Raw genomic sequence first — 26,055 nt, forward strand, 5'->3', positions numbered from 1 at the left:
GACTGCTGTGATATATTCTGATTCTTTCCGGGTTTCCGGAAAGAAAAGCCTTCCGGTATCTTTTATTTTTTTATAAAATCTTCCGCTCTCCTGATTGCTTCGTCTATATTGCTACAAATGTTTTCTGCTCCGATTTTAGCCTCAAAACCGGATTTGATCAGGATGCGGTGTACTTGTTCGTTTACACCGGACAGAATTATATGTATATGTTCGGCCTGGGATAAACGTACAAGGCTTTGCAGGTTGTGCAGCCCGGTAGAATCCATAAACGGAACTTTGCGCATGCGGATGATACGTACTTTGGGCTTGTCTCCTATGATTTGCATTACGTCGTCAAACTTATTGGCTACACCAAAGAAGAAAGGGCCGTCTATTTCGTATGCTTCTACACCTTTGGGAAGAATCAATACTTCTTCGTCATGATGGATTTCTCCTTCGTCGGAAAGGTCTATACTGTCTGTTGCAACAGACACGCGGGTTGTTTCGGCCACCCGTCGCATGAAGAGCAGCATAGCGATAAGAAGGCCTATTTCGATGGCAATGGTAAGATCGAATATGACGGTTAGCAGAAAAGTTACTAACAATACGGAAACATCGCTCTTTGGATTTTTCATTAACGAACGGAATGTACGCCATTCGCTCATGTTATAAGAAACAATTATAAGTACGCCTGCCAGACAAGCCATCGGAATATGCTTTGTAAGCGGTCCCAGGAAAAGCAGGATCAGTAGTAATACAATGGCGTGAATGATGCCTGCTATGGGGGTCTTTCCTCCGTTGTTTATATTTGTCATAGTGCGGGCAATTGCTCCTGTTACGGGAATACCCCCGAATATAGGGACAATGACGTTGGCTGCTCCTTGGGCAATCAGTTCCGTATTGGAATTATGTTTGTCACCTGTTACTCCATCGGCAACCGTAGCCGAAAGCAAAGACTCTATTGCCCCGAGCAGTGCAATTGTAAATGCGGAAGGAAGCAATAAATTAATCGTCTCCATATTAAAACGGATCGTTTCCGGTTGGGGCAACTGTGCCTGAATGGTGAACCTGTCTCCGATAGTTTCGATAGAAGTAATGCCAAAATGGCTTCGCAGGATATAAACAACTATTGTCATCGTGATAATAGCTACCAGCGATCCGGGTACTTTCTTAGATATTTTAGGAGTTAAAACAATAATGATAATACTTGCGACTCCTATCAATAAAGGCCATAAATTTATAGTATGGATAACTTCAAAATAAGCGATCCATTTGGAGATAAAATCGGCCGGAACCTTATCCATCGTAAGTCCGAACAAATCTTTCATCTGTGTAGTAAAGATAGTAAGGGCAATACCGCTGGTAAAGCCTACCACGATAGGATAAGGAATAAACTTAATAACTGTCCCTAACTTGAATATGCCCATCAGAATAAGCAATATTCCGGCTATAACTGTTGCAATGGCCAACCCTTCAATACCGAAGTTTTGTATGATGCCATAAACAATAATGATAAATGCTCCTGTAGGTCCGCCAATCTGAATATTACTGCCGCCTAAAAAAGAGACGATAAATCCTCCTAAGATAGCTGTAATTATTCCTTTTTCAGGACTTACCCCCGATGCGATTCCGAATGCAATTGCTAAAGGGAGAGCTACAATACCAACAATGATGCCCGCCATGAAATCGGACATGAATTTTTCTTTCGAATAATTTTTCAGCGCGGTTAACAGTTTCGGCTGAAAATCGAATTTACTTGTCATTTTTCTTTCTGCCTGTTTAATAAAGCTGCAAAGATAGTTATAAATTTTATTTATGATCGTATAGATTTTATTTAGTAAACAAAATCATGCAATTATAAAACAAATGTATATATTTGAACTGTTTAATTACAGGGGTATTATCAGGGCTTACAATTCACAACATATATTAGCATTATGGAAAAAAGTATTAAAGGTACACGTACCGAACAGAATCTACTGAAATCATTTGCCGGAGAATCACAGGCAAGAAGTCGTTACACATTTTTTGCAAGCGTAGCTAAAAAAGAAGGTTACGAACAAATTGCAGGTGTATTTATGGAAACTGCAGAGCAGGAAAAAGAACATGCAAAGCGTTTCTTTAAATTCCTGGAAGGCGGAATGGTTGAAATTACAGCTTCTTACCCGGCAGGCGTTATTGCTACTACAGCAGAAAATCTGGCTGCAGCAGCTGCCGGCGAATATGAAGAATGGGCAGACCTTTATCCTGAATTTGCAAAGGTTGCAGACGAAGAAGGTTTTCCTGAAGTTGCAGTAGCTTTCCGTATGATCGCAAAAGTGGAAGCAGAACACGAAAAACGCTATCGTAAGTTATTGGCTAATGTACAGGATGGCAAAGTTTTTGAAAAAGACTCACCTATTTTCTGGCAGTGCCGTAACTGTGGTTTTGTAATTGAAAGCAAAAAAGCTCCCCAGAAGTGTCCGGCTTGTTTGCATCCGCAAGCTTATTTTGAACCGATGAAACAGAATTATTAATTCAAAGTCTTATTTAAAAGATCCCGATCGTTTGTAGAAATCATCCCGATGGTTTTAACAAACGATCGGGATCTTTTTTTTAGATAATATATGTTGTTGGTTTTTTACATTCTAACTATACTGACATTTTACTAATAGTAGACTTTAGACCGTATTTCAATAACTTATTTAGTTAGCTTTGGGCATTCATTTGCATGAAATAGTAGAAACAAAAAATTCCATTTAATTAAAGAAAGGAGGAACGCCAGATGGAATATTATCTGTAAATCTGAATCTCAGTAAACGAAAAATATTATGAAAAAGAAATATTGTTTATTATTACTACTATTCCCATTCTTTTTCTTCTCTTATGGCCAGACGCAAGAAAATACGCCAAAAGCAGGAAAGTTTGGAGTAGGAGTGGGATACAGTTTGAACACTGTATTTGGTGATAGCATTCATCCTATAGAAATAGTGCTGAAATATCGTTTGAAAGACAAACATACATTTTATTTGAATGTTCCGTTCCAGATATCCCGGAAACATAAAGATTCATCTGGAGAAGAATACATTGCACATAATTGGGAAAGGAGGAATGTCTATGGTGTAGGAGCCGGATATGACTATAATATACCTATTTATGCTCATCTTTCCGGCTTTATAGGTCTTGGTTTTGAATATACTCATTTTAAGAATGAGGTATCAGGAAGTTCAAATTCAACTGATAAACTTCCTCATGAATTACAGAGTACGGCACACTGGGAGTCTTCTGTCAGTAAAAATGCCTATTCTTTATTACCCTCTGTAGGCCTTCGTTATTCAATAGGTCATTGGGAGGCTGAAGTAAAATACAAGTTGTATGTGTCCAGAATAAGGGAAGACCAGACAGATTATTATATAGATGAAGCTATGAACACAGGTTATAAACTTATTCCTTATCCTTATTATGAAACTGCTGTTACGGGAGCGATGTCTTTTTATTTAACTTACTTCTTTTAATACTAAATGCTATGAAAACAAAAAGTATACTGATTACAATGTTTTTACTTTGTATGAATGCTGTGTGTATGTTTGCGCAAAATCCAACTCTTACAGCTGACGGAAATACTAAAGAATATGTTTATCCAAAACAGGGAGTTAGTTATCATCTGAATACAGAGGTCAAAATAAGTCTATTTTATGGACTGTTTCTGGTGGTTCTTTTAGTGCAACCTCAAGTCTGACGAGTATTTCTAATAATGATGAAACGATGACTGTGTTTTGGGATAATGTGAGTAGTCGTGATCCTAAAGGAACTATAAATGCAAAAGTTACATATTGGGATAATAGCGTCAAATCTGCATCTCCTTATAATCAAAAAATATTGACTCTTAAAGATATGAATCCCACAAGTCTAACTTATAGCAAAGGAACCACTATAAGTTTTGGAGAACAAACTTTATTAACTATGAAAACAAAGAGTGGAACTGCCGGAAAACAAAATGCTTTTTTGTTTTCCGGCAGTATTGCTTACTCTCAACTATTTATATTTCATCCGGCCACGGGCAAGGCAGCCCTGTTGTTTTAAAAGAAGGACGTTGCCCGCCTGCATTGCGTAAATAGTTACCCAGTTCTTTAGATAACTCTTTTACCAGTCTTGGATTATTTGCAGCTAAATTATGTTTTTCTCCGATATCTTCTTTGATATTAAATAATTCTTTGTTTCCGTCTTCGTAATAATAAACCATCTTCCAGTCTCCTTTGCGGATAGTACAGGTAGCGCCAATTCCCGGACCTGTAGGTCCCCAGATATTCGGACAGTTCCAGAACAAACTGCGCCCTTTTGACGGATCACCGGTTTGCAGTAATAGAGGCATGAAACTTTTGCCATCGACCTTTTGGACGGTCTTATATTTTTTGATACCCGCCATTTCCAAAAGAGTGGGATAGAAGTCTTCTATAATTAAATATTTATCGCATTTGGATTGCGGTTTTACCCTGCCTGGCCAACTTACAATCATCGGTTCGCGGATGCCTCCTTCATAAGCAGAACCTTTTCCGCTGTTTAGCGGATAGTTTTGTGTATGTACTTCTCCGTCACGCCAGCCGGGTTCGGCTGCCAGCCCTCCGTTGTCGGACATAAATAGGACAATTGTATTATCTGTGAGGTTGTATTTATCAAGATAATCCATCAGGTCGCCTAAACTTTTGTCCATCCCTTTTACAAGGGCGGCGTAAGCAGCTTCTTTTGGTGATAATCCTTTGTCAATAAAATGTTGGTAGAAACGTTTATCTTTATCTACCGGTACATGTACGGCATAGTGAGCCATATATAGGAAAAAAGGTTGTTCATATTGACGTGCTTTATCAAGGGCAAGCAGAGCCTCCTGTGTCAGGGCTTCGGTAAGGAAAATATCTTGCCCCCAGTATTTTTCCAGACCCGGAATGGCAAAACGGCTTTTAGCTTGTCCGTTTGCCAGGAAACCGAAGTTTTCTTCTGCCAGATAAGTGGCCGGACCACCACCGGCATGTCCGGCTATGTTTACTTCAAATCCCATGTGATGCGGACTTTCTCCTGGTGTATTACGGGCACCTAAGTGTGCTTTTCCGCAATGTATGGTATGATAGCCATTATCTTTTAATAATTGGGCAAGCGAGGTTGCCTGATAAGTAAATGGTATGCCGGAAACCTGGCAAATACCATTCACATTCCATTCGGGCAATTCTATAATGTCACTTTTGCCGTCATTAGAGCCTCCTTTTTCAAGTGTCCAATTCGTTACCCTATGACGGGCGGCATTACTACCTGTAAATAAACTGCACCGTGAAGGAGAACTGATACTGGATGCATACGCTTGTGTAAACATCATACCCCGTTGGGCAAGGCGTTCCATGTTGGGCGTTTCAAACATGTCGTTGTATTTGGTACGTTCTTTCCAGAAAGAGAGGGACGTATCTTCCCATCCCATATCATCAACCATAAATAATACAATGTTCGGACGTGTTTGTGGGGTGTTGGTTGCTTGTATGTTGCCGGAAACCATAAAAGATAAAGCCGTGACCGGTAGGATAAATTGGTGTGTTTTCATAATTTATTTTTTAGAATTACAAAACTACGATTTATTCTATGAATAAGCATGATTATTACAATGAAGTTTCTAAACAAGACCAGTATACCGTATCTTTAAACAGACAATATCTGTGAGGTTATTATCCGACTTCAAGGACGAATATTAATTTTGGTATTAGTGAATATGCGTATTGGCAAAAAATAATCCGAGAGCCGATTATAGTGAGCCTACTTTTCAATTTACATCTATGACCCGGGCTTTTGCCGAATTGTATTATTATTTCTCTCTTCAATTGCGTTTGTCGATAAATGCCGCATTGCTGTTTAATTATAATAGATGGATTGAAGAAGAAAGAAATGATATCCTTCTGAATGGACGGTTCATGGCAACACTTACTTATTCATTATTCGCTTTACCATACTTTCTTCTCTGTGGGGGGTGGTTAGTCCAAGCTGAGGGTGGATGCTGCATACTCCAAGTACTAACCAATCCGGACGTATGGTTTGTAACATCTGAAAAACAGAAAGACCAACTGTGACTTGCGAAGATGGGAATATTTTTCCTCCTAAAAATAGTATATCCAAATTGGGATGGTTCAATAATACATTTACAATAGGAAAACTATTTGTGTAAATAGTCATTTTTAAATCTACAGGGATTTGACGTGCCACTTCTAAATTTGACGTTCCGCCGTCTATTAATAATACGTCACCTGGATGGAATAATGGAATTACTTTTGAAGGAGAGAAGATACTGTTTACTCAACCGCATAATATTCTTGTTCAGGATGAAAATTATCAAAGAGTACATGGGTGGAGGGATATTGTAGATAAATTATGTTATTAGGAGACTCTTTCGTGATTTGCGGCGACAAAAAAACGAGCACCCGGAGACAATACTTGTCTCCGGGTGCTCGTTTTTTATTTTAGAACGGATATTTAGCTTTTCTTTGTTGGTGGATAATCTAACGTATAATGTAGTCCACGGCTTTCTTTGCGATCGATAGCCTGACGCATGATCAGATATCCCACGTTAACCATGTTACGCAGTTCGCAGATATCTTTGGATGCAACGGAACGTTTAAATAAACTTTCTGTTTCTTCGTAGATAATATCCAGACGATCCCATGCACGTTTCAAACGAAGATCGGAACGAACGATACCTACGTATGTACTCATTATTTGTCCTACTTCTCTTATACTTTGGGTTATAAGTACCATTTCTTCGGGAGAACGGGTTCCTTCGTCGTTCCAGGTTGGAATATCTTCCTGATAATTTAGTGAGTCAACAATACTTAAACTATGTTTTGCCGCTGCATCAGCATATACAACAGCTTCTATTAAAGAATTGGAAGCAAGTCGGTTTCCGCCATGCAAACCTGTGCACGAACATTCTCCGACAGCATAAAGCCTATTAATGGATGAACGGGCATCCAAATCTACTTTAATACCGCCACATAAATAATGAGCCGCCGGTGCTACCGGAATATAGTCTTTGGTTATATCAATACCTAAGCTCAGGCATTTTTCGTAGATGTTAGGAAAATGTTTCTTTGTTTCTTCCGGATCTTTATGAGTTACATCCAGGTAAACATGGTCGTCTCCACGATTTTTCATTTCGTTGTCAATTGCACGGGCTACGATGTCGCGTGGAGCCAGGGAAAGGCGTTTATCATATTTCTGCATAAATTCTTTTCCGTCCAACGTACGGAGCACACCGCCATATCCACGCATAGCTTCGGTGATTAAGAAAGACGGACGGTCGCCCGGATGATACAACGCCGTAGGATGGAATTGTACAAATTCCATATCCTTTACAGTTCCTTTGGCACGGTAAACCATAGCTATACCATCACCGGTTGCTACCATAGGATTAGTCGTCGTCTGATATACAGCTCCTATACCACCGGTAGCCATCAAGGTTATTTTAGACAGGAAAGTATCGATCTTTCCTGTTTTCAGATCCATAATATAGGCTCCATAGCATTGGATATCCGGTGTTTGACGGGTCACATTAACCCCCAGATGATGCTGGGTTAATATTTCAATGGCAAAATGATTTTCGAATACGGTAATATTCGGGTGCTGCTGAACTGCTTTTATCAAACTATCTTGTATCTCAGCTCCGGTATTGTCTTTGTGGTGGAGAATACGAAATTCTGAATGGCCTCCTTCCCTGTGCAGGTCGAAGTTTCCTTTTTCATCCTTGTCGAAATCTACTCCCCAACTGATAAGTTCTTTGATTTGTTGAGGCGCGTCTCGAACGACTTTCTCTACAGCACCCCGGTCGCTTAACCAGTCTCCGGCAATCATGGTGTCTTCAATATGCTTTTCGAAGTTATCTACAATCAGGTTTGTAACAGAGGCTACACCTCCTTGTGCAAAATATGTATTGGCTTCTTCAAGGCCGGATTTACAAACAAGGGCTACTTTTTTTCCTTTACTCGCAACTTTAAGCGCGAAACTCATTCCGGCAATACCGGAACCTATTACTAAGAAATCAAATCGTTGTACCATCGTCCATATTGTTTAGGCTCACAAAGTTAGAAATTAACTCAGGATAAGACGTCTTTTCTTTGGATATTTTAAACTTATGGCTTTGAACATTCGCTCTCTTTTTGTGTTCTATAACCGTCATATAACTAGTAATTAACCATTTAATATATTGTAGTATGAATGTAAAAGTATTATTCGCCACTTTATTTTCAATGCTTGGCGCAGGAACAATAATGGCTCAAGATTGTACATTTTTCTTTCCCCAGACACAAGGAACTGTTCTGGTGCGTAAAGGATATGATGCAAAAGGAAATTTACAAACTATAATGACTTATAAAGTAGATGAAGTCGAAGCGATTCCTTCGGGTACGCAGGTAGAGGCTGATTATGTATTTACAAACCCTGCCGGAACAGTTGTAAACAAAGGGGATGTGGAGGCTTATTGCCAGAATGGTGAGTTCTTTATGGATATGAAACAGGTTTTGTCATATCCTGGAGTGGTTTCTGAAATGAATGCGGATGTGGATATTACTGATAATTTTGTGAACTACCCAAATACATTTGTCCCTAGTTTCAATAGTGATGATGTATATATGGATAATGCTTCGGTAAAGATATACGATAAAAAGAACCGTAAAAACCGTCGTGATGTCAATATTTACGATCGCGAATATATGACTAACGAAAGCATTACTACTCCTGCCGGAACATTCGATTGTGCAAAAGTAAAATATAAAATGAACAGCCGTTCGCCAAAAAGCAAAGAGGTAATTACTGGTTACGGATATGAATGGTATGCTCCTAATGTTGGTTTGGTGCGTACCGAACAGTACGATAAAAACAATGTTCTCCAATCTTATACTGTCCTGGAAGAATTAAAATAAAGGTGACTTACAATCTTACGTTGTATAAACCGGTTTAAGTGGATACGCTGTTGCTGAAAAGTGACAGCGTATTTTCGTATAAACCAGGCTAGCTTGTTCAATATAAGCTAGCCTGGTTATTTATAAAAGCACTGACTGAAAAGTAATGGATGTTGTTATCGTTAGATTACCTTATAGTCTTGTTGTATTAACTGCAAGCACTTGATTACACCCTTCCAATATTTTTTGTCGGAATACTTTTCCCAGAAAAAACAAGGTACCGCTTTGGGATGCTTCGGACGGAAATGAGTCTGAAACAAGCTCATTCATCCTTTTTACTATCAGCCCTCCGAAGTAGGAGCTGTCGTAATTGGTGATGTTCATGGTCTATAATATTTTAGTTTTGCCTTGAACGGGGTGTTATTGTCTAATATCGGATATTTCTTCAGATATCTGAAAAATGAAGGTGTTGTTTCCAGATCGGTAATGGTAGTATCTAACCGTGCTTCAGGAAACAACTCTTCTTTATAGTCGTCACCACCCGTAGTAATAAATTCATCAACTACAACAACGGTTGTGCAAAGAATGTGTCGAAGTCATTAAACTTTTCGTCTTGATAGGATCCGGCTACGCTTGATTTGGAAAAACGAGAAACATCAAGTAACTCACAGATTTTTTATGTAATCATAATTAGAAATTTTAATGTTAGATTTGTTTTGAACGCTTAGATGTAACAATAAAGAATGAAATAGACACTATGGCTCTTGATCTTTTTCGCTATCTTGCGCCAAATTTCAGGAAAGATGGATAGAGTATTTAAATCAAAGGTTGGTTGGTGGTTTCATTTGGGACTGTTAATTATAATAGCCGTTTGCATCAGAGCGTTTCTGAGTACGAATGTTGCAGGTATGATTGTCGGATTGTTAACTTGTATGTTATTAATACACATGTTGCTTAATACGTGGTATAAAATAACGGAAGACGGACAACTGGTAGTACATTGCAGCATTTTTCCCGAAAAACGTATTGCTGTTTCGGATATAACAGCCGTAGAGACAACTGTGATGCCGGTTTCCAGTTATGCTCTTTCTCTTGACCGCCTTATTATTTATAAAAACGGTCTCCAATGGATGCTGGTTTCTCCAACTAATAAAAAAGAATTTGTAAAATTACTTCGCAAACATAATCCTGATATACAGATCAAGGAGCCTGTGATATAAATCATTTGCATTGCTGAAAGTTAATCCTAATATAAAACTTAATTAAATCTGAAAACATGAAATACGATGTTGCCATAATCGGTGGAGGTCCTGCCGGTTATACGGCTGCCGGAGAAGCAGCCGCAGCGGGTCTTTCTACCGTTCTTTTCGAAAAGAACGCACTGGGAGGTGTTTGTTTGAATGAAGGATGTGTTCCTACAAAAACACTCCTTTATTCGGCTAAAATGTATGATACGATCAAACATGCTTCCAAATATGCCGTATCTGCTGAAAATCCTTCTTTTGACTTTCCGAAAATAATTGCCCGCAAAAATAAAGTAGTTAAGAAACTGACAGCCGGTATTCGTATGAAGATGACCGGGCATGGAGTTGTTATGGTTGCAGGTGAAGCTGAAATAAAAGATCGTGCAACTGATGGAACGATTACTATTCTTTGCGGCGAAGATACTTTTGAAGCAACTAATCTGTTAATATGCACGGGTTCTGAAACGGTTATTCCTCCTATTCCCGGGTTGTCTGAAACGGAGTACTGGACAAGCCGTGAGGCGTTGCAATCCAAAGAACTTCCTGCTTCGCTGGTGATTATCGGAGGCGGGGTTATCGGTATGGAGTTTGCTTCCTTCTTCAACAGTATGGGTACGGAAGTGCACGTAGTTGAAATGTTGGATAAAATACTTGGTCCGATGGATCGGGAGTTGTCTGAAATGTTGCAGGCCGAATATGCAAAACGTGGCATTAAATTCTATTTGAGTCATAAAGTAACAGGTGTACATGGTACGGAAGTTTCTGTTGAAAAAGATGGCGAAACTTTTACATTACACGGCGATAAAGTATTACTAAGTGTGGGGCGTCGTCCGGTGACAAAAGGTTTCGGGCTGGAAACATTAGACGTTGAGCCGTTCCGTAATGGTATTAAAGTAAACCAATATATGCAGACTTCTTTACCGAATGTATATGCGTGTGGCGATATTACGGCATTTTCTTTGTTGGCTCATACGGCAGTGAGCGAAGCAGAAGTTGCAATTAAACATATCCTGGGGAAGGCTGAGGAAGGCATGAGTTACAAGGCCATACCTGGTGTTGTTTATACTAATCCAGAGATTGCAGGTGTAGGTAAGACCGAAGAAGAAGTGCGGTCGGAAGGTATATCTTATATAATAAAAAAGATTCCAATGTCATTTTCCGGCCGTTTTGTAGCAGAAAATGAAATGGGTAATGGTGTTTGCAAATTAGTGCTTCTGGAAGATGAAACGATAGTTGGTGCCCATTTATTAGGTAATCCGGCTTCCGAGTTGATTGTAATTGCCGGTATAGCTATTGAAAAAGGTATGAAGGCCGAAGAATTGAAGTCTATTGTATTCCCTCATCCTACCGTAGGAGAAATAATAAAAGAAGCTTTATAATTTCATCCCGATCTTTTTTTTAAATCATCGGGATGATTTGTTTTTGGCTTCGATATAAAAAATAGGTTCTTATGTTTTCCTCTTTGTAATCGGCTTCCGAAAAATTCCTATATTTGCTTCCGAATTGATGCCTTGTTTTTATTAGGAAAGACCTTTTACTGCTGGCCGTCTGGCCGGAAAGGTTTATATCTTCGTGGGTTAGGACGCAAATGCAAAAAGATTATAGAATCTAAATTAGTATTTATGGAAAAGACATGTCCGCGATGCGGTGCTTCTTTTGTATGTCAGTCTGATAATATTGCCTATTGCCAGTGCTCGACTGTGAAACTTGATGTTTCTCAACGAGAGTATGTTAAAAGGCTTTACTATCCAAAATGTTTGTGTAAATCTTGTCTGGAAGAAATCAAGCTCAATTTTTCAAAAAAACATGATGATAAGTCTTTGTAAGATTAAGATAAGATATAGATGAAGATGGAAAGTGATTCTTTGAATGACCAAGAAGTATTTTTATTACGGCGTAAACTAGATCTTTTGCTTCGTACTGGAAAATTACTTATGGAAAGCGCAGCCGACACAAACCGTGTTGAACGGAATATGAAGCGTGTAGCTGCTTTTATGGGTATTCCTGAAGAAAAATTGCATTTGGATATCCGGTGGACGATGATTATTGTAAATGTGAGTGATGACAGGCATTCATTTTCCAAATTTCAGAAATGTGAAAAACATGGTATTAATATGACTACGATTTCACAGGTTAGTAAGTTATCGTGGCATGCAATAGAACATGATTATTCTTTGGATAAATATGAAGAAGAATTGGAAAAAATAGCCTGTCAACCCCGGAATTACACACCCTATCTGGTAGCTATCGGCGCAGGTTTTGCATGTGGAGGCTTTTGTAAATTATTTGGTTGCGACTGGATTGCTTTTCTTTTTGCCTCTATATGTGCTTTTATCGGATTCCGAATACGTGCGCGTTGTATAGAATTTGGTATTAATGTTTACATGAGTATCGCTATTGCAGCCTTTGTTTCTACTTGCCTGGCTTATGCTTCTTCTTATTCCGGATTGTCCGATACGCCTTATCATCCGTTATTAGCTTGTGCCTTGTTTATTGTGCCGGGAGTTCCTTTGATTAATTTTGTGGATGATATGATAGATAATCATTTGCTGGTAGGCATCACACGTGCTGCAAATACAGCTATGATGGTGATGGCAATGACTTTCGGTATTGCTTTTGCAATGCGTGTATTGGTAATGAATGATGTTGCAATAGATCATAAATTCAGTGAATTAAGTATGGTCCCTCACGACCCGTATTATATTTATGCAATTGCGGCAGCTATTTCGGCCATGGGATTTTCTATGATATTCAATATACAAAGACGTTTGTTATGGGTGGTGGCAATAGGAGGTATCATTGCCGTATGTACACGCAATTTCGTAAATTTTGAATTGGGATATGGCCCTGTAATCGGCTCATTTATGGGTAGTTTTGTGGTTAGCCTTATTGCGGTAAAAGCTGTCCATTGGTTTCATGTGCCTAATCATGTATTGACTATCCCTTCGGTGATTCCAATGATTCCGGGAGTATTGATGTACCGTTCTTTATTGGCATTCATTAATTTACATGGAGTTGTAGGCGAAGTGACCAATGCTTTTTTTAATGGTATTAATTCTGCACTTATCATTCTTTGTATTTCGCTTGGCGTAGCCGTACCCAATATTTTTGCCCGTCGCTATATTGCTAAAGATCGTCAATGCCATTTGCAGGAAGAATTGGAAAAGCGCCGTATGCGTGGCAAATTTATTGAATGGTAGGATTGTATTCCACTTTATTTCATAAAGATTTTATGTAAGTTTGCACCGTAATTCTGAAATAGATGGGAATATTCGAAGGATATGTTGGTATACGTTTATGGGACGGACAGTTGGTGGATGATGTGATATTCTCCATGCTTCTTCTGCTATTCATAGCGTTTTCCATCGTTTTCCATTCCAATTTCCGTTTATTTATAAAAATGCTGAAAGATATTGTTTTTTTGAAAGAACGACAAAGCCTTTTTGAAAAACCGGTAGGTAGCGAATGGTTTTTTCGTAATTTTATATTGTTTCAGACCTTATTTCTTACCAGCGTTTCACTTTTTGCTATAGCAAGAGTTTATGGGTATATTAACCATTTGAAAGAAAGTACGGTATTGCTTTCTATCGGTGTTATTTTTATAATTCTTTTTTTGTTTTACCAGTTTAAGCAATTTCTTTATTTTTTGTTTGGCAGCGTGTTTGCCGATCCGGTACGTTATAAGCTGTGGAAGACAAATTACAATGCTGTTATGGGAGCATGGGGAGTTTTGCTGTATATTCCGGTTTTGTGGTTGGTCTTTGTGGGAACCCATATTTTTGTTCCTGTAATCTTGTTTGCAATTTTCTATATATTGTGTCGTTTTGTAATAATTTATAAGACAATACGGATATTTCACAAGAAAAATTCTGGTTTATTGTATATAAGTTTGTACCTTTGTGGCCAAGAAATTTTACCTTTAATATTCTTGTACAAAGGTATATTTTATTTGTATAATTTTATCGAGACGAGTACTCTATTATGGCATTGAATATTAAAAAAGTGCTGGTGTCACAACCGAAGCCTGCATCAGAGAAATCACCGTATTTCGATATTGCAGAGAAGTATGGTGTGGAAATAGATTTCCGCCCTTTTATCAAGGTTGAACCTTTAAGTTCGAAAGAATTCAGACAGCAAAGAATTTCAATTTTAGATTACAGTGCTGTTATTTTTACAGCCCGTACGGCAATAGATCATTTTTTTCACTTGTGTGAAGAACTGAGAGTTACTATTCCGGAAACGATGAAATATTTTTGTATGACTGAAGCAATTGCAGTTTATCTTCAAAAATATATTGTTTATAGAAAGCGTAAAATATTTTATGGACAAGGCAAGCCGGAAGATTTGGTTACTGTTATTGCTAAACATGCAAAGGAAAAATATCTGATTCCCGTATCAGATGTCCATAAGGAAGATTTATTTTCTATGCTGGAAGTTAAGAAGATTAACTATACAAAGGCAATCATGTATCGTACGGTAAGTAATGATTTTTCAAAAGATGAAAAATTTGATTACGATATGTTGGTGTTTTTCAGCCCTTCCGGAATCTCTTCTTTATTGAAGAATTTTCCGAATTTTAAGCAAGATGATATCAGAATAGGTTGCTTTGGTCCTACAACAGCAAAGGCTGTAAAAGAAGCCGGACTTCGTCTGGATGTGGAAGCGCCTACTCCAGAAGCCCCTTCTATGACAGCAGCATTGGAATTATTCCTGAAAAAAGAGCTAGGTGATAAAAAGAAAGGATGATTACTAACAAAAAGAATACCCTTTCAAAAGAAGAACGCTTGTCATGGAAACGCTACATTGATTTATTATTTGCCCAAGGGCAGTCGTTTGTAGCGTTTCCATTGCGAGTTGTCTATTTGCCCACAGAAGAGGAAATGCCTGTTCCTGTTTCAATAATGGTGAGTGTCCCCAAAAAAAGATTCAAACGTGCTGTAAAACGTAATTTAATAAAACGTCAGGTACGGGAAGCTTATAGAGTTCGCAAATATGATTTGATAGAACCACTTTCCGAAAAAAATAAAAATATGTTGATTGCCTTTCTTTATTTAGATAAAGAAATCCGCCCGTTTACCGATATGGAAAAGGCAATGAATAAAGCATTGGCTATCCTTCGGGATAAATAAAATGAAACGCTTCTTTACAGTACTTTTTTTGTTGCCGGTTTATTTTTATAAATATTGTATCTCCCCGATGACACCGGCTTCGTGCAGGTTTACTCCTACTTGTTCGGAATATGCTGTACAGGCACTGAAGAAGCACGGACCGGTAAAAGGTTTATATTTGGCGATTAAACGAATACTCCGTTGCCATCCGTGGGGAGGAAGCGGATACGATCCTGTTCCGTAAAATGCAATACTTCGATATACATACACATCAGCCATCTGTCCGTCCGAACGACATTGCAATAGTCAATATCGATTCCTTTCGGAATAAATTTGAGTTTCCTCCAAAAGAAACTGGAATTTCTTCCGAAAGAAACTATTTTTCGTGTGGAATCCATCCCCGGTATATTGATGATGTGGAAAGGCAATTGGATGAGTTGCAGAAATATCTTTCCTTACCGGAAGTTGTACTGTTGGGAGAGGCCGGCTTTGATAAACTGGCACAAGTGTCCGTTTTTTTGCAGCAGGATGTTTTTCTTGCCCAAGCCGATTTGGCAGAAAAATATTGTAAACCGATGATTATCCATTGTGTGAAAGCATGGCAGGAAATAGAGGCGGCAAAAAACAAAATAAAACCCCGAGTGCCGTGGATCATTCATGGATTCCGGGGGAATGATATTTTAGCTACTCAATTGATTCGTCAGGGCTTTTATCTTTCGTTTGGTGAATATTTTAATCTGCAAGCTGTGCGAATAGCCTGGCCTGGACGTCTGTTTGTAGAGACGGACGATAAGCCAGTGGATGTACGTATTGTCTATAGGAAAATTGCAGAAGCCTTATTTATTGAAGAGTCCCGACTTGTTGAGCAGGTGGCGGAAAACGTTGCCCGTTTAGGCTTAATCAAATAATTATCAATTGTCAGTTGTCTATTCTCAATTAAAAAATCTTACCTTTGTCCTCATTCATATATAAAACAGTATAATAATTAATACGATATAATTTAATACGATGAACTTTGTAGAAGAATTAAAATGGAGGGGCATGATTCATGATATGATGCCCGGAACAGAAGAGCAATTACAAAAAGAGATGACTTCCGCTTATGTTGGTATTGACCCGACTGCAGATTCATTACATATTGGTCACCTTGTAAGTGTGATGATGCTGAAGCATTTTCAACGTGCCGGGCATCGTCCTATCGCTTTGGTCGGAGGTGCGACAGGTATGATTGGCGACCCTTCTATGAAGTCGGCCGAGCGCAATTTGCTGGATGAAGCAACGCTTCGCCATAACCAGAATGCGATCAAAGCGCAGTTGGCTAAATTTCTTGATTTCGACTCTGATGCTCCCAACGCGGCCAAGTTGGTAAATAATTACGACTGGATGAAGGATTATTCTTTCCTTAATTTTATTCGTGATATCGGTAAGCATCTTACTGTTAATTATATGATGGCAAAAGATTCTGTAAAGAAACGTTTGAGTTCGGATTCGAATGTCGGTATGTCGTTTACGGAATTTTCTTACCAGTTGTTGCAAGGATACGACTATCTGTTTTTATATGAACATGAAGGTTGCCGTTTGCAGATGGGAGGCTCTGACCAGTGGGGGAATATCACAACAGGAACGGAATTGATCCGTCGTAAATTGGGCGGTGAGGCTTTTGCCTTAACATGTCCTCTTATTACGAAAGCCGACGGAGGCAAGTTTGGTAAAACTGAATCCGGAAATGTTTGGTTGGACCGTCGCTATACCTCTCCTTACAAATTTTATCAGTTCTGGCTGAATGTAAGTGATGACGATGCCGCAAAATATATCAAGATATTTACGGCTCTGGATAAAGAAGAGATTTCATCTTTAGAAGCAGAGCAGGCAGCAGCTCCTCATTTACGTCCGTTACAAAAACGTCTGGCAAAAGAGGTGACTGTTATGGTTCACTCTTTAGAAGATTATGAAGCGGCTGTAGAGGCTTCTAATATTTTGTTCGGAAACTCCACATCTGAGACTTTAAAGAAACTGGATGAAGATACGTTGTTGGATGTATTCAATGGCGTTCCTCAATTTGAAATATCCCGTGTTGAACTTTCTGCCGGAATCAAGGCTGCGGACTTGTTTACCGAAAAAGCTTCTGTTTTTCCGTCAAAAGGAGAAATGCGTAAATTGGTTCAAAGTGGAGGAGTGAGTTTGAATAAAGAAAAACTTACTGAAGCAGATACTGTAATAGATTGCGGATCATTGCTTGATGATAAGTATCTGCTGGTACAAAGAGGTAAGAAGAATTATTATTTACTCATTGCGAAGTAAATATTATTTAAATATATGATGAAACGTGGCGAAGAAATTTATTCGCCACGTTTTTTATTTCTGTAGAATTACGAACCATTTGTTTTCAACTATTATATAATATAACGGTTCCGTATCTCTGTGTGGAATATTAATGTTCCTCTTTTCTTTGTACGTAGAAACTATCTGAATAATAATAGTATATTTGTAGTATTAAATAGGTTTGACGAGGCAGTGGGCCCAATCCTGTTTGGTTGTAGGATTTTTTCGTCTATAGCTTTACAGATGGTGGTTCCGTACTTCCGTGAGGAGTGTTTGCCCTCCCCGGGCTTCGTTGAAAATGTTTGATAACGGGAAAGGCGGAACCGTTTTTTTCTGCCAACCTAAACTTTATATTATGAATAATGAGGTAAATGCCAATCTTTCCGTTGACAGTGTTTCCATTGTCGGTAAAAATGTTAAGCATGAACAATTCTTTCTTGAAGCGGCACAAAGAGTAAAAGACGCTTTTCCGGTAGACTATGTAGATAACGAACTTCTCTATTTGCACGGCCGATTGAAATATATGAAACTGCTATCTGCCAGGCTGGAACTTCCGTGGGAGAAATATATCCCGATTTTGTACGGTGGTTTTATGCAATATCTGCAACATGTTAACGAATCTACCCGCCGTACCAGAGTAATAAATCTTACTACGGAACTGATGGACTTTGTTGCTTTTATGTCGCAAAGTAAAAATCAAATTCACAATATAACAGTGTATCTCAACCAGCAAGTTATGGACCTGGAAAAGCTGATAAAGGACTTGGAGGAAGAAAGAAATCTGTTGGTTACGGAAAATGATTGATATGAAATCCAGTCAGAAACGTACTATATGAATAAAGTTCTATAGTAAGAAATTTATTAAAAGACTTGCAGAATAAAATTTTATTGTTACCTTTGCATCGCTTTAGATAAAGCGCCGGATTGTCTCATGGTGTAATGGTAGCACTACAGTTTTTGGTTCTGTCTGTCGAGGTTCGAATCCTCGTGAGACAACAGAAGTAACTTAAAAAGCTCCCCGATAATGAATGTTGTCGGGGAGCTTTTTATTTTGTCGATTGGAATTATTCTGTATATTTGCAGAATACAGAATTTATTTAGAGAGTAATTATCCATGAAAAAGCTATTCGTAATCCTTTCTTTTTGTCTGTTTGTGTGTCATTTACAAGCTCAATTCACCTCTTTGCAAGTTGTTGAATACTATTCGCCTAAAAATGATGTCCGTTCCATATCCTTTGATAAGGCAGGCAATATGTTTGTGGCAACTTATGCCGGAATTTATAAACAAGTGCCGGAAGGATGGAAACTTCTTTCGGATGAAGATACTTATCTGGAATCGTTTATCGTAGACAAAACAGATAATCTATGGATGTCAGGTTGGGGAAAAGGGGTATATCGCGCTGATAAAGAAACGCAGGTTTTTGAGAAGGTGAAAGGAATACCGACATCGGCTAATGTTTTGTTTGAAGATGCCAAAGGGCGCATCTGGGCAGGAATGTGGCGAGATGGATTAATGATGGGGGATCAGGATAACTGGACAAACTTTACAACGAAGAATTGTAATTTGGCGGATAATTCGATTTTATCCGTTGCTTGTGATTCTAATAATAAAATATGGATTGGTACTTATCAGGGATTATCTTCTTATGATGGCAGTCAGTGGTCTTGTTATACTGTAAATAATAGCCGGTTGCCTGATTATATTGTATACGCCCTAGCTACCGGCAAGAATGATCGTGTTTGGGCTGGTACATGCAAAGGCGTTGCTTTATTCAATAAAAAAGGTGTTGTGGAAAAAGTATATGATACATCTAATTCTCCGCTGTCGGATAATGTTGTGATTTCACTTCTTGAGGATAGCAAAGGGCGGCTTTGGGTTGGAACCTGGAGAGGGTTGGATATGTTTGACGGTACACAATGGAAAAGATATACGATTGAAAATAGTAATCTGCCGGATAATAAAATTCAGGTATTGCAACAACATGGCAATAAATTGTATGTGGGAACAAGTTTGGGTATTTCGGTAATGGATATAAAATAAGAATCAAGATGGATAGACGAAAATTTATATATACAAGCGGACTGGCTCTTGCTTCTGCGTGCATGGCCGGTAAATTACAGGCTTTTGAGTACAAACGCAATTTGGATATAAAGCCTATTATGGGATCCTGGTTCGAGTTTAAGCATCATTCCGAAATAGAAGGGACTTATTGGAATCCGCAGTTTGCTTCTTTTACAGCAGACCAGTGGAAGACTTTGATAAAAGATATCAGTGGGTTGGGAATGGAATACCTGGTGCTGCTTTCGGTAGCAGATAACGGGAAGACCTTATATCCTTCCAAATTACAACCAATGTATGATCTGGCTTGTCCGGACCCGCTGGAAGCCGTATTGAGTGCGGCTGACGAATGTAATGTTAAATTTTTTATAAGTAATGATTTTTGGGCGGATTACCGGGATGTAAATAAAATGATGACCAATAAGGAAGTTGCAATTCTTCGTGCCAAAGGAATGGAAGAAGTTGCAGAAAAATATGGACATCATAAGAGCTTTTACGGTTGGTATTTCCCGAATGAATCGGGATTATTCCGTACCATTGACGAAACGACGATTACCTATGTAAATGATTGTTCGCGTATGGCCCATGATTTGCTTCCTCATACGACAACGCTTATTGCCCCTTATGGAACTAAATCTATTCGATTAGACGATCAATACGTACGGCAGTTGGATCGGCTGGATGTTGACATTGTGGCTTATCAGGATGAGGTTGGAGTGCGGAAAGCAAAGGCCGGAACGGCTGGTAAGTATTATGAAGCCCTTTATCATGCACACGCCAAAGCTGGTCGGGCACGTTTGTGGGCAGACCTTGAAGTATTCGATTTTGAGGGAGATGTTTATAATAGTCCGCTTATTCCATCCTCTTTTGAAAGGATTCATGCCCAGTTGGCGGATATTTCTCCATTTGTGGAGAATATTTTAATTTATCAATATTGCGGCTTAATGAGTAAGCCGGGTTCTATTGCTTCGACCGGTCAACCACGTGCTGAAAAGTTATATACTGATTATTCTAATTGGCTTGCCATACAAAAACGGCCTTAAAAGAGAAGATAGAGACAGGGAGAGATGACGCTTTATTCTGATTTAGCGGATATAGAGCTATGGAATTGCTTTTTATCGGGAGATAAGAAGGCTATGGAATATATCTATAGCTTGTATTATAAACCTTTGCTGGCTTATGGCATGAAATTATTGCCTGATTATGAACTGGTAAGGGATTGTGTGCAAGATATGTTTGTCAAGCTGTATATAACTCGTAAAAATCTTTCTTCAACACCACACATAAACTCTTACCTTATCCGTGCATTGCGCAACCGTTTGTACGATGAAATGTCTGTTCATGTGGATAAAATGACGATTGATGATTTGCCCTTCGACTTTGCCGTTGAAGATTTTTTTTTAACTCATTTCCAGGAAAGTGATGATGATTTACTCCAAAGAAAAAAATTACAAATAGCAATAGAAAAATTATCTGCCCGGCAGCGGGAGATTGTTTATTTACGTTTTATCCGTGAACTGGATTATAATGAAATAGGTGATTTTCTGGGAATTAATTATCAGTCGGCAAAAAATCTTGTATCACGTACTTTAGTAAAGTTGCGACAATATTATATGGAGGGGAATTGAACGAAATTGACGGCCTGATAAATACTTCTCGTGATTTTTTATAAAACTTTTCTTGTGAATTGAGTACTGATTTGTTAAAATCCCGTCTTCCTTATATAAGAAAAGATAATAGAAGTATGCCTAAAGGTAGACAAAATAAAAAACAACAATTCAGAAACCTTGTTAACCGGATTGTTCCCTTATTTAAACGCTATGAAACAAAAGCGTTTGACAAAGACGAGTTTGAGTCGTGGAACGCGATAAGCCAGCGTATAAACGTTTATGAGCGCCGTAATCTGCAAAGACGTATATTGTATTTTACTTCGGCTGCCGCTTGTGTTTTGCTTGTTATTGGGGGAATGTTTTCTAGATTTTCTTCTGAAAAACCTCAAAGTCCAACTTTGGCACAGGTCGTGACAAAGTTGCCAGTTCTTGAAAATTCTTCACAGGAAATTATGTTGGTTACAGCAAATGATCAAAAGTTGAATGTAGAAGATAATACAAATGTAAAATACAATCCGGATGGTAGCATTGTCGTAAATTCGGAAAAGATCGATCAAACGATTGCGAAGAAAAAAGAAAAAACAGTAGTCCCCGTATATAACCAGATCATTGTCCCTAAAGGGAGGAGAACGAATGTAACATTTGCTGATGGTACGCGTATTTATGTTAACTCCGGAACACGTGTTGTTTATCCGGCTGTTTTTGCTAAAGATAAACGTGAAATATATGTGGATGGCGAAATATATCTGGAAGTAAAACATGATGAATCGCGTCCTTTTTATGTAAAAACAGATAATATGGATGTTCGTGTCTTGGGTACTACATTCAACGTATGTGCTTATAATGAAGATATGGAATCTTCCGTTGTTCTGGTTAATGGAAAGGTAGAAGTTGAGACAAAAAAGAATGAAAAAGTAACATTGTCTCCGGATGAATTATTCAGTATGCAGCCAACAGGAATCAGCACCCGTAAAGTTGATGCATCCGAATATATTTGTTGGACACAAAATATGATGATATTCAAACACGAACCACTAAGTAAAGTGCTAACCAGGTTATCTCGCTATTATGGCAAAGAGATAGCCTGGGATGCCGATTTGGGTAAAATGACAATCAGTGGAAAACTAGACTTGCGTGATAATGTAGAAGATGTAATGAGTATTGTTACTACGGCTGCCCCACTGACTTTCGCTAATACGGATAATGCCATAACGGTAAAATTGAGGAAATAAATCAAAAGGAAAAATATATGAACTTATAAAAACAGGATGCTTATGGTGTAGAGTAAAATCGTTAAACCGGATATTTTAGTGTTTGAGTATTATCCGGTCGCATTTGGGTTAACTTTTTGCTAATTATTGTTTAAAGAAATCAACACAAACGTATGAAAAATCATTTTTTATTTAAAGGAAGACTTCCTAAGATTCCCAAATCGGTATGTATGCTTTGCTTGATAGCTAGTTTGGGTACGACTGACGTATTCGCTGCGAATACGTATGCACAGTCAACGACGTTGACTGTACAACTGAATAACAAAACTATTAAAGATGTATTCAGTTATATTGAAAAAAATAGTGAGTTTATTTTTGTTTATCTTGATAATACATTCGATTCCCGCAAATTAGTGAATGTAAATATGCAGGAACAACCGGTAACTGCAATTCTTGATAATCTTTTCAAAGGAACAGATGTCACTTATAAAATTGACAACCGTCAGGTGATAATTTCCCGGAAGGAAGCTTCCGCTGTAACTTCTTCAACCCAGCAGGCAAAAGAAGTGTCGGGCGTTATAAAAGATAATACCGGTGAACCTATTATTGGTGCTAATGTCGTTGTAAAAGGAACTACAACTGGTATGATTACTGATTTGGACGGACATTTTACTATGAAAGTTCCTTCTCAGAATGCTACGTTGGTAATTTCTTATATTGGTTACAAGACACAGGAAATAGCATTAAACGGTCGTAATGTTATTAATATAACAATGGAACCGGAAACCGAGAACCTGGATGAAGTGGTTGTTACTGCTTTAGGTCTGAAGCGTGCTACAAAAGCATTGGGTTATTCTGTTCAGGAACTGAAAGGCGAATCATTGACAGAAGCTCGTGAAAGCAATGTAATGAATAGCTTGAGTGGTAAAATTGCCGGTGTACAGGTTAGCCAGAGTGGTAATGGCGGTATGGGATCCAGCCGTATTGTTATTCGTGGTAATAACTCTTTGGGTGGAAATAACGAGCCATTGGTTGTAGTAGATGGTGTGCCTATTAATAACTTTAACGGAGGTGTAACAACCGGCGGTGAGTGGGGTGTTTCAGATTCAGGAAACGGTTTATCGGATATAAATCCTGACGATATTGAATCAATTTCCGTGTTGAAAGGAGCTGCTGCTGCTGCACTTTATGGTACACGCGCTGGTAATGGTGTATTGATGATTACAACGAAAAAGGGTGGTACTCAACCGAAAGGTTTAGGTATTACATTAAATTCGAATGTAATGATGGAGCGTCCATTGGTAAAGCCAAAGATGCAGAATGTGTACGGACAAGGTACAAACAATGTATATGATCCGGATGGCAATTATAGCTGGGGGCCGAAAATGGATGGCAGCAGTGTAACAGACTGGACTGGTCAGTCTCGTCCATATTCTCCGTATGATAATGATATTATGGACTATTTGGGAACAGGGGTTACCACTACTAATACTTTAGAAGCATCTGCAGCTACAGAAAAGGCTACTTTTTTAGGAACAGTATCATATCAACGTATGGATGGTGCTGTGCCAAGTAACTATCAGGATAAATATATTATTAATTTCCGTAATACATTAAACTTGAGTAAAAAACTATCGTTGGATACAAAAGTTAATTATGTAAAGCAGAAAATGTGGAATACTCCTGCTGTTGCTGGTGATCCTACCTCTGTGATGAATAACTATCTGATGATGCCGAGAAGTGTGCATTATTCGGATATGCAGGATCCGTTTAATCCGGATGGCTCTGTTAAGCAGTGGACTTCAAAGGAAGTTAATTACGTATTAAATCCGTATTTTACTCCGAACAACGAAAACAATAATCATCGTGACCGTTTTATCGGCTTTATTGCTTTGCAGTATCAGCCAACCGATTGGTTAACTATCAAGTTGCGTCATGGTGAAGATATGTATTGGTCTGGAAGTGAAAGTAAAACGGTTGCTGCTACTCCTTATTCAAAAGATTATAAAGGCCATGGTAATTATAATATAGGTACTTCAAATTTCCGCGAACGTAATACGGATGCTTTGATTACAGCAACACAAGATAACTGGTGGGGATCTAAGTTCTCTGGTAGTGTAAGTGTGGGAGGAAATATGATGTTTACCCAAAACGAGTCATTCAGTGAAAATTCCGGCCGTTTGGCTATTCCGGATTTCTTTGCTATTAGCAACGGAGAGTTGCAGACGGCAACCCATTGGTTAAGCAAGAAAGCTGTGAACTCTATTTATGGATTTGTTCAGTTAAGCTATGGTAATTGGGTGTTCTTGGATGTAACAGGCCGTAATGACTGGTCTTCAACACTACCTCGTGCAAATCGTTCTTTCTTCTACCCGTCAGTTGGTTTAGGCTGGGTTGTTTCTGATATGTTACGTTCTTATGATGTAAATGTTCCGGAATGGCTGTCGTTTGCAAAACTGAGAGGTTCGTATGCGGAAGTAGGTAATGATACAGATCCGTATCGCCTGGCTGCGACTTATGGTATTTTTGATGTTGCCGATGGCATTAAGGGTTCAGAAGTAAACGGAACTATTCCGTTGTCTACATTGAAACCTGAAACGATTAAATCTACAGAAGCAGGTTTCGATATCCGGTTCCTGAACAATCGTGTTGGATTAGACTTTACCTGGTATAAGAAAGATGCAACCAATCAAATTTTGACATTACCTATTTCTTCTACAACTGGTAAGACGTCTCGTTTGATCAATGCCGGTAATATTCAGAACAAGGGTATTGAGTTTGTTTTGATAGGAACTCCTGTAAGAACCAAAGATTTTGAATGGAACGTAACAGTTAACTATTCAAAGAATAAAAATAAGATTAAGGAATTACATCCTGAATTGTCTGTTTATGAATTAGGTTCAACAAGCTTTGTGAAGGTTGTTGCTCGCGAAGGTGGTAGCTATGGTGATATTATTGGCTATCGTTACAAACGTGACGATCAGGGACGTAAAATTATAGATAGTGAAGGACTTCCTATACTGGAAGCCAATATGGATACTGAAAATCCGATTGGCAACTATTTACCGAAGTGGACAGGAAGTATGAATAATACATTTACTTACAAAAATATTACATTCAGCTTTATGCTTGATTTACGTGTAGGTGGTGATATTTATATGAATTCGTTATCTCGTGGTGCTGTGTATGGTACAACAGAAATGTCATTGGCCGGACGTGATGAATGGTATGCCGGAACAGGCGGTATTGTTGCGGATGGCGTTACTGAAGACGGACAGGTAAATACGAAAGCTGTAAATCCGCAGGAATATTGGTCACGCGTATCACGCTCAGGAGAAGAGTTCCTTTATGACGGAACTAACTTGCGTTTACGTGAATTGACTTTGGGATATGTTTTTCCAAAACGTATGTTGGCGAAGACTCCGTTTACAAATCTGAAAATAAGTTTTGTAGGACGTAACTTATGGTTGATTAAAAATAATGTTCCGGGATATGATCCTGAATCTTCCTATAGTACCGGTAATGCAAGTGGTATAGAATATGCTTCATTCCCTTCTATGCGTAGTTTCGGTTTTAATCTGAACGTATCTTTCTAATGATGTCAGACTTTATTAAGAAT

At 38.5% G+C, this 26,055-nt stretch carries 25 protein-coding genes; 21 read left to right on the top strand and 4 right to left on the bottom strand.

The genetic code is table 11. From position 1 onward, the window contains the following. Nucleotides 1-62: 62 nt before the first annotated feature. The gene (locus tag CTY47_RS11055; protein ID WP_099464798.1) at nucleotides 63-1,742 is read right to left on the bottom strand and encodes a SulP family inorganic anion transporter; all 1,680 of its coding nucleotides are present in this window, start codon (nucleotides 1,740-1,742) and stop codon (nucleotides 63-65) included. Nucleotides 1,743-1,916: 174 nt separating this feature from the next. Here CTY47_RS11055 and rbr point away from each other — a divergent pair, with 174 nt between their 5' ends. The 4 genes from rbr to CTY47_RS11075 all read left to right on the top strand — a co-directional run bounded on the left by rbr (nucleotide 1,917) and on the right by CTY47_RS11075 (nucleotide 4,041). Continuing rightward, entirely contained in the window at nucleotides 1,917-2,495 is a 579-nt protein-coding gene (gene rbr, locus CTY47_RS11060) for a rubrerythrin (protein ID WP_099464799.1), read from the top strand. A 294-nt stretch (nucleotides 2,496-2,789) separates the two neighbouring features. After that, on the top strand, nucleotides 2,790-3,473 hold the full coding sequence (locus CTY47_RS11065) for a hypothetical protein (protein ID WP_099464800.1): 684 nt from the start codon (nucleotides 2,790-2,792) through the stop codon (nucleotides 3,471-3,473). An 11-nt stretch (nucleotides 3,474-3,484) separates the two neighbouring features. After that, the gene (locus CTY47_RS11070; RefSeq protein WP_099464801.1) at nucleotides 3,485-3,697 is read left to right on the top strand and encodes a hypothetical protein; all 213 of its coding nucleotides are present in this window, start codon (nucleotides 3,485-3,487) and stop codon (nucleotides 3,695-3,697) included. A 32-nt stretch (nucleotides 3,698-3,729) separates the two neighbouring features. Next, a complete protein-coding gene (locus CTY47_RS11075) occupies nucleotides 3,730-4,041 on the top strand; it encodes a hypothetical protein (protein WP_143813378.1) in 312 nt (103 codons plus the stop codon). On the opposite strand, the gene CTY47_RS11080 is transcribed toward CTY47_RS11075, so the two are convergent. From CTY47_RS11080 to nadB, 3 genes are all read right to left on the bottom strand, one after another. Continuing rightward, nucleotides 3,998-5,497, bottom strand: a complete 1,500-nt coding sequence (locus CTY47_RS11080; protein ID WP_394340717.1) for a sulfatase — start codon at nucleotides 5,495-5,497, stop codon at nucleotides 3,998-4,000. The genes CTY47_RS11075 and CTY47_RS11080 overlap by 44 nt on opposite strands. Nucleotides 5,498-5,916: 419 nt before the next feature. Then, nucleotides 5,917-6,276, bottom strand: a complete 360-nt coding sequence (locus CTY47_RS11085) for a DeoR/GlpR family DNA-binding transcription regulator (RefSeq protein WP_099464804.1) — start codon at nucleotides 6,274-6,276, stop codon at nucleotides 5,917-5,919. 186 nt (nucleotides 6,277-6,462) lie between these two features. Next, on the bottom strand, nucleotides 6,463-8,040 hold the full coding sequence (nadB, locus tag CTY47_RS11090; RefSeq protein WP_099464805.1) for an L-aspartate oxidase: 1,578 nt from the start codon (nucleotides 8,038-8,040) through the stop codon (nucleotides 6,463-6,465). Between the two features lie 155 nt (nucleotides 8,041-8,195). Between nadB and CTY47_RS11095 the strand changes: the two genes are divergently transcribed. From CTY47_RS11095 to CTY47_RS11180, 17 genes are all read left to right on the top strand, one after another. After that, on the top strand, nucleotides 8,196-8,903 hold the full coding sequence (locus CTY47_RS11095) for a TapB family protein (RefSeq protein ID WP_099464806.1): 708 nt from the start codon (nucleotides 8,196-8,198) through the stop codon (nucleotides 8,901-8,903). Between the two features lie 782 nt (nucleotides 8,904-9,685). Continuing rightward, nucleotides 9,686-10,102, top strand: coding sequence for a PH domain-containing protein (locus tag CTY47_RS11100; protein WP_099464807.1), 417 nt, complete (start codon nucleotides 9,686-9,688; stop codon nucleotides 10,100-10,102). A 56-nt stretch (nucleotides 10,103-10,158) separates the two neighbouring features. Further along, nucleotides 10,159-11,505 (top strand): dihydrolipoyl dehydrogenase, encoded by a 1,347-nt coding sequence (gene lpdA / locus CTY47_RS11105; protein ID WP_099464808.1) that lies wholly within the window; start codon nucleotides 10,159-10,161, stop codon nucleotides 11,503-11,505. A 243-nt stretch (nucleotides 11,506-11,748) separates the two neighbouring features. Next, nucleotides 11,749-11,952 carry a cysteine-rich CWC family protein gene (locus CTY47_RS11110; protein WP_099464889.1) on the top strand — a complete coding sequence of 68 codons (204 nt, stop codon included), beginning with the start codon at nucleotides 11,749-11,751 and terminating at the stop codon, nucleotides 11,950-11,952. 24 nt (nucleotides 11,953-11,976) lie between these two features. Continuing rightward, nucleotides 11,977-13,326: a threonine/serine exporter family protein gene (locus tag CTY47_RS11115; RefSeq protein ID WP_099464890.1), complete on the top strand. Its 1,350-nt coding sequence runs from the start codon at nucleotides 11,977-11,979 to the stop codon at nucleotides 13,324-13,326. A 134-nt stretch (nucleotides 13,327-13,460) separates the two neighbouring features. Beyond that, nucleotides 13,461-14,117: a DUF4271 domain-containing protein gene (locus CTY47_RS11120; RefSeq protein WP_233202163.1), complete on the top strand. Its 657-nt coding sequence runs from the start codon at nucleotides 13,461-13,463 to the stop codon at nucleotides 14,115-14,117. Further along, on the top strand, nucleotides 14,114-14,872 hold the full coding sequence (locus CTY47_RS11125; RefSeq protein ID WP_199163421.1) for a uroporphyrinogen-III synthase: 759 nt from the start codon (nucleotides 14,114-14,116) through the stop codon (nucleotides 14,870-14,872). The genes CTY47_RS11120 and CTY47_RS11125 overlap by 4 nt, the downstream gene beginning before the upstream one ends. Beyond that, nucleotides 14,872-15,255, top strand: a complete 384-nt coding sequence (gene rnpA / locus CTY47_RS11130; protein ID WP_099464891.1) for a ribonuclease P protein component — start codon at nucleotides 14,872-14,874, stop codon at nucleotides 15,253-15,255. Before CTY47_RS11125 ends, rnpA begins: the two co-directional genes overlap by 1 nt. A 1-nt stretch (nucleotide 15,256) precedes the next feature. After that, the gene (gene yidD / locus CTY47_RS11135) at nucleotides 15,257-15,478 is read left to right on the top strand and encodes a membrane protein insertion efficiency factor YidD (RefSeq protein WP_099464811.1); all 222 of its coding nucleotides are present in this window, start codon (nucleotides 15,257-15,259) and stop codon (nucleotides 15,476-15,478) included. Nucleotide 15,479: 1 nt separating this feature from the next. Continuing rightward, entirely contained in the window at nucleotides 15,480-16,142 is a 663-nt protein-coding gene (locus tag CTY47_RS11140) for a TatD family hydrolase (protein WP_099464812.1), read from the top strand. 100 nt (nucleotides 16,143-16,242) lie between these two features. Beyond that, on the top strand, nucleotides 16,243-17,535 hold the full coding sequence (tyrS, locus tag CTY47_RS11145) for a tyrosine--tRNA ligase (protein ID WP_099464813.1): 1,293 nt from the start codon (nucleotides 16,243-16,245) through the stop codon (nucleotides 17,533-17,535). A gap of 376 nt (nucleotides 17,536-17,911) precedes the next feature. Then, the gene (locus tag CTY47_RS11150) at nucleotides 17,912-18,361 is read left to right on the top strand and encodes a hypothetical protein (protein ID WP_143813380.1); all 450 of its coding nucleotides are present in this window, start codon (nucleotides 17,912-17,914) and stop codon (nucleotides 18,359-18,361) included. Nucleotides 18,362-18,670: 309 nt separating this feature from the next. Further along, nucleotides 18,671-19,597 carry a ligand-binding sensor domain-containing protein gene (locus CTY47_RS11160; protein ID WP_099464815.1) on the top strand — a complete coding sequence of 309 codons (927 nt, stop codon included), beginning with the start codon at nucleotides 18,671-18,673 and terminating at the stop codon, nucleotides 19,595-19,597. Nucleotides 19,598-19,605: 8 nt separating this feature from the next. Beyond that, nucleotides 19,606-20,658, top strand: a complete 1,053-nt coding sequence (locus CTY47_RS11165; protein ID WP_099464816.1) for a DUF4434 domain-containing protein — start codon at nucleotides 19,606-19,608, stop codon at nucleotides 20,656-20,658. Nucleotides 20,659-20,751: 93 nt separating this feature from the next. Then, complete coding sequence (locus tag CTY47_RS11170) at nucleotides 20,752-21,243, top strand: RNA polymerase sigma factor (protein ID WP_233202156.1); 492 nt, start codon at nucleotides 20,752-20,754, stop codon at nucleotides 21,241-21,243. A 116-nt stretch (nucleotides 21,244-21,359) separates the two neighbouring features. Further along, on the top strand, nucleotides 21,360-22,457 hold the full coding sequence (locus tag CTY47_RS11175; protein WP_099464818.1) for a FecR family protein: 1,098 nt from the start codon (nucleotides 21,360-21,362) through the stop codon (nucleotides 22,455-22,457). Between the two features lie 152 nt (nucleotides 22,458-22,609). Then, entirely contained in the window at nucleotides 22,610-26,032 is a 3,423-nt protein-coding gene (locus tag CTY47_RS11180) for a SusC/RagA family TonB-linked outer membrane protein (protein ID WP_099464819.1), read from the top strand. Nucleotides 26,033-26,055 lie beyond the last annotated feature (23 nt).

Origin of the sequence: Parabacteroides provencensis (genome assembly GCF_900232875.1) — a bacterium.
GTDB classification, from domain to species: Bacteria; Bacteroidota; Bacteroidia; order Bacteroidales; family Tannerellaceae; genus Parabacteroides; species Parabacteroides chinchillae.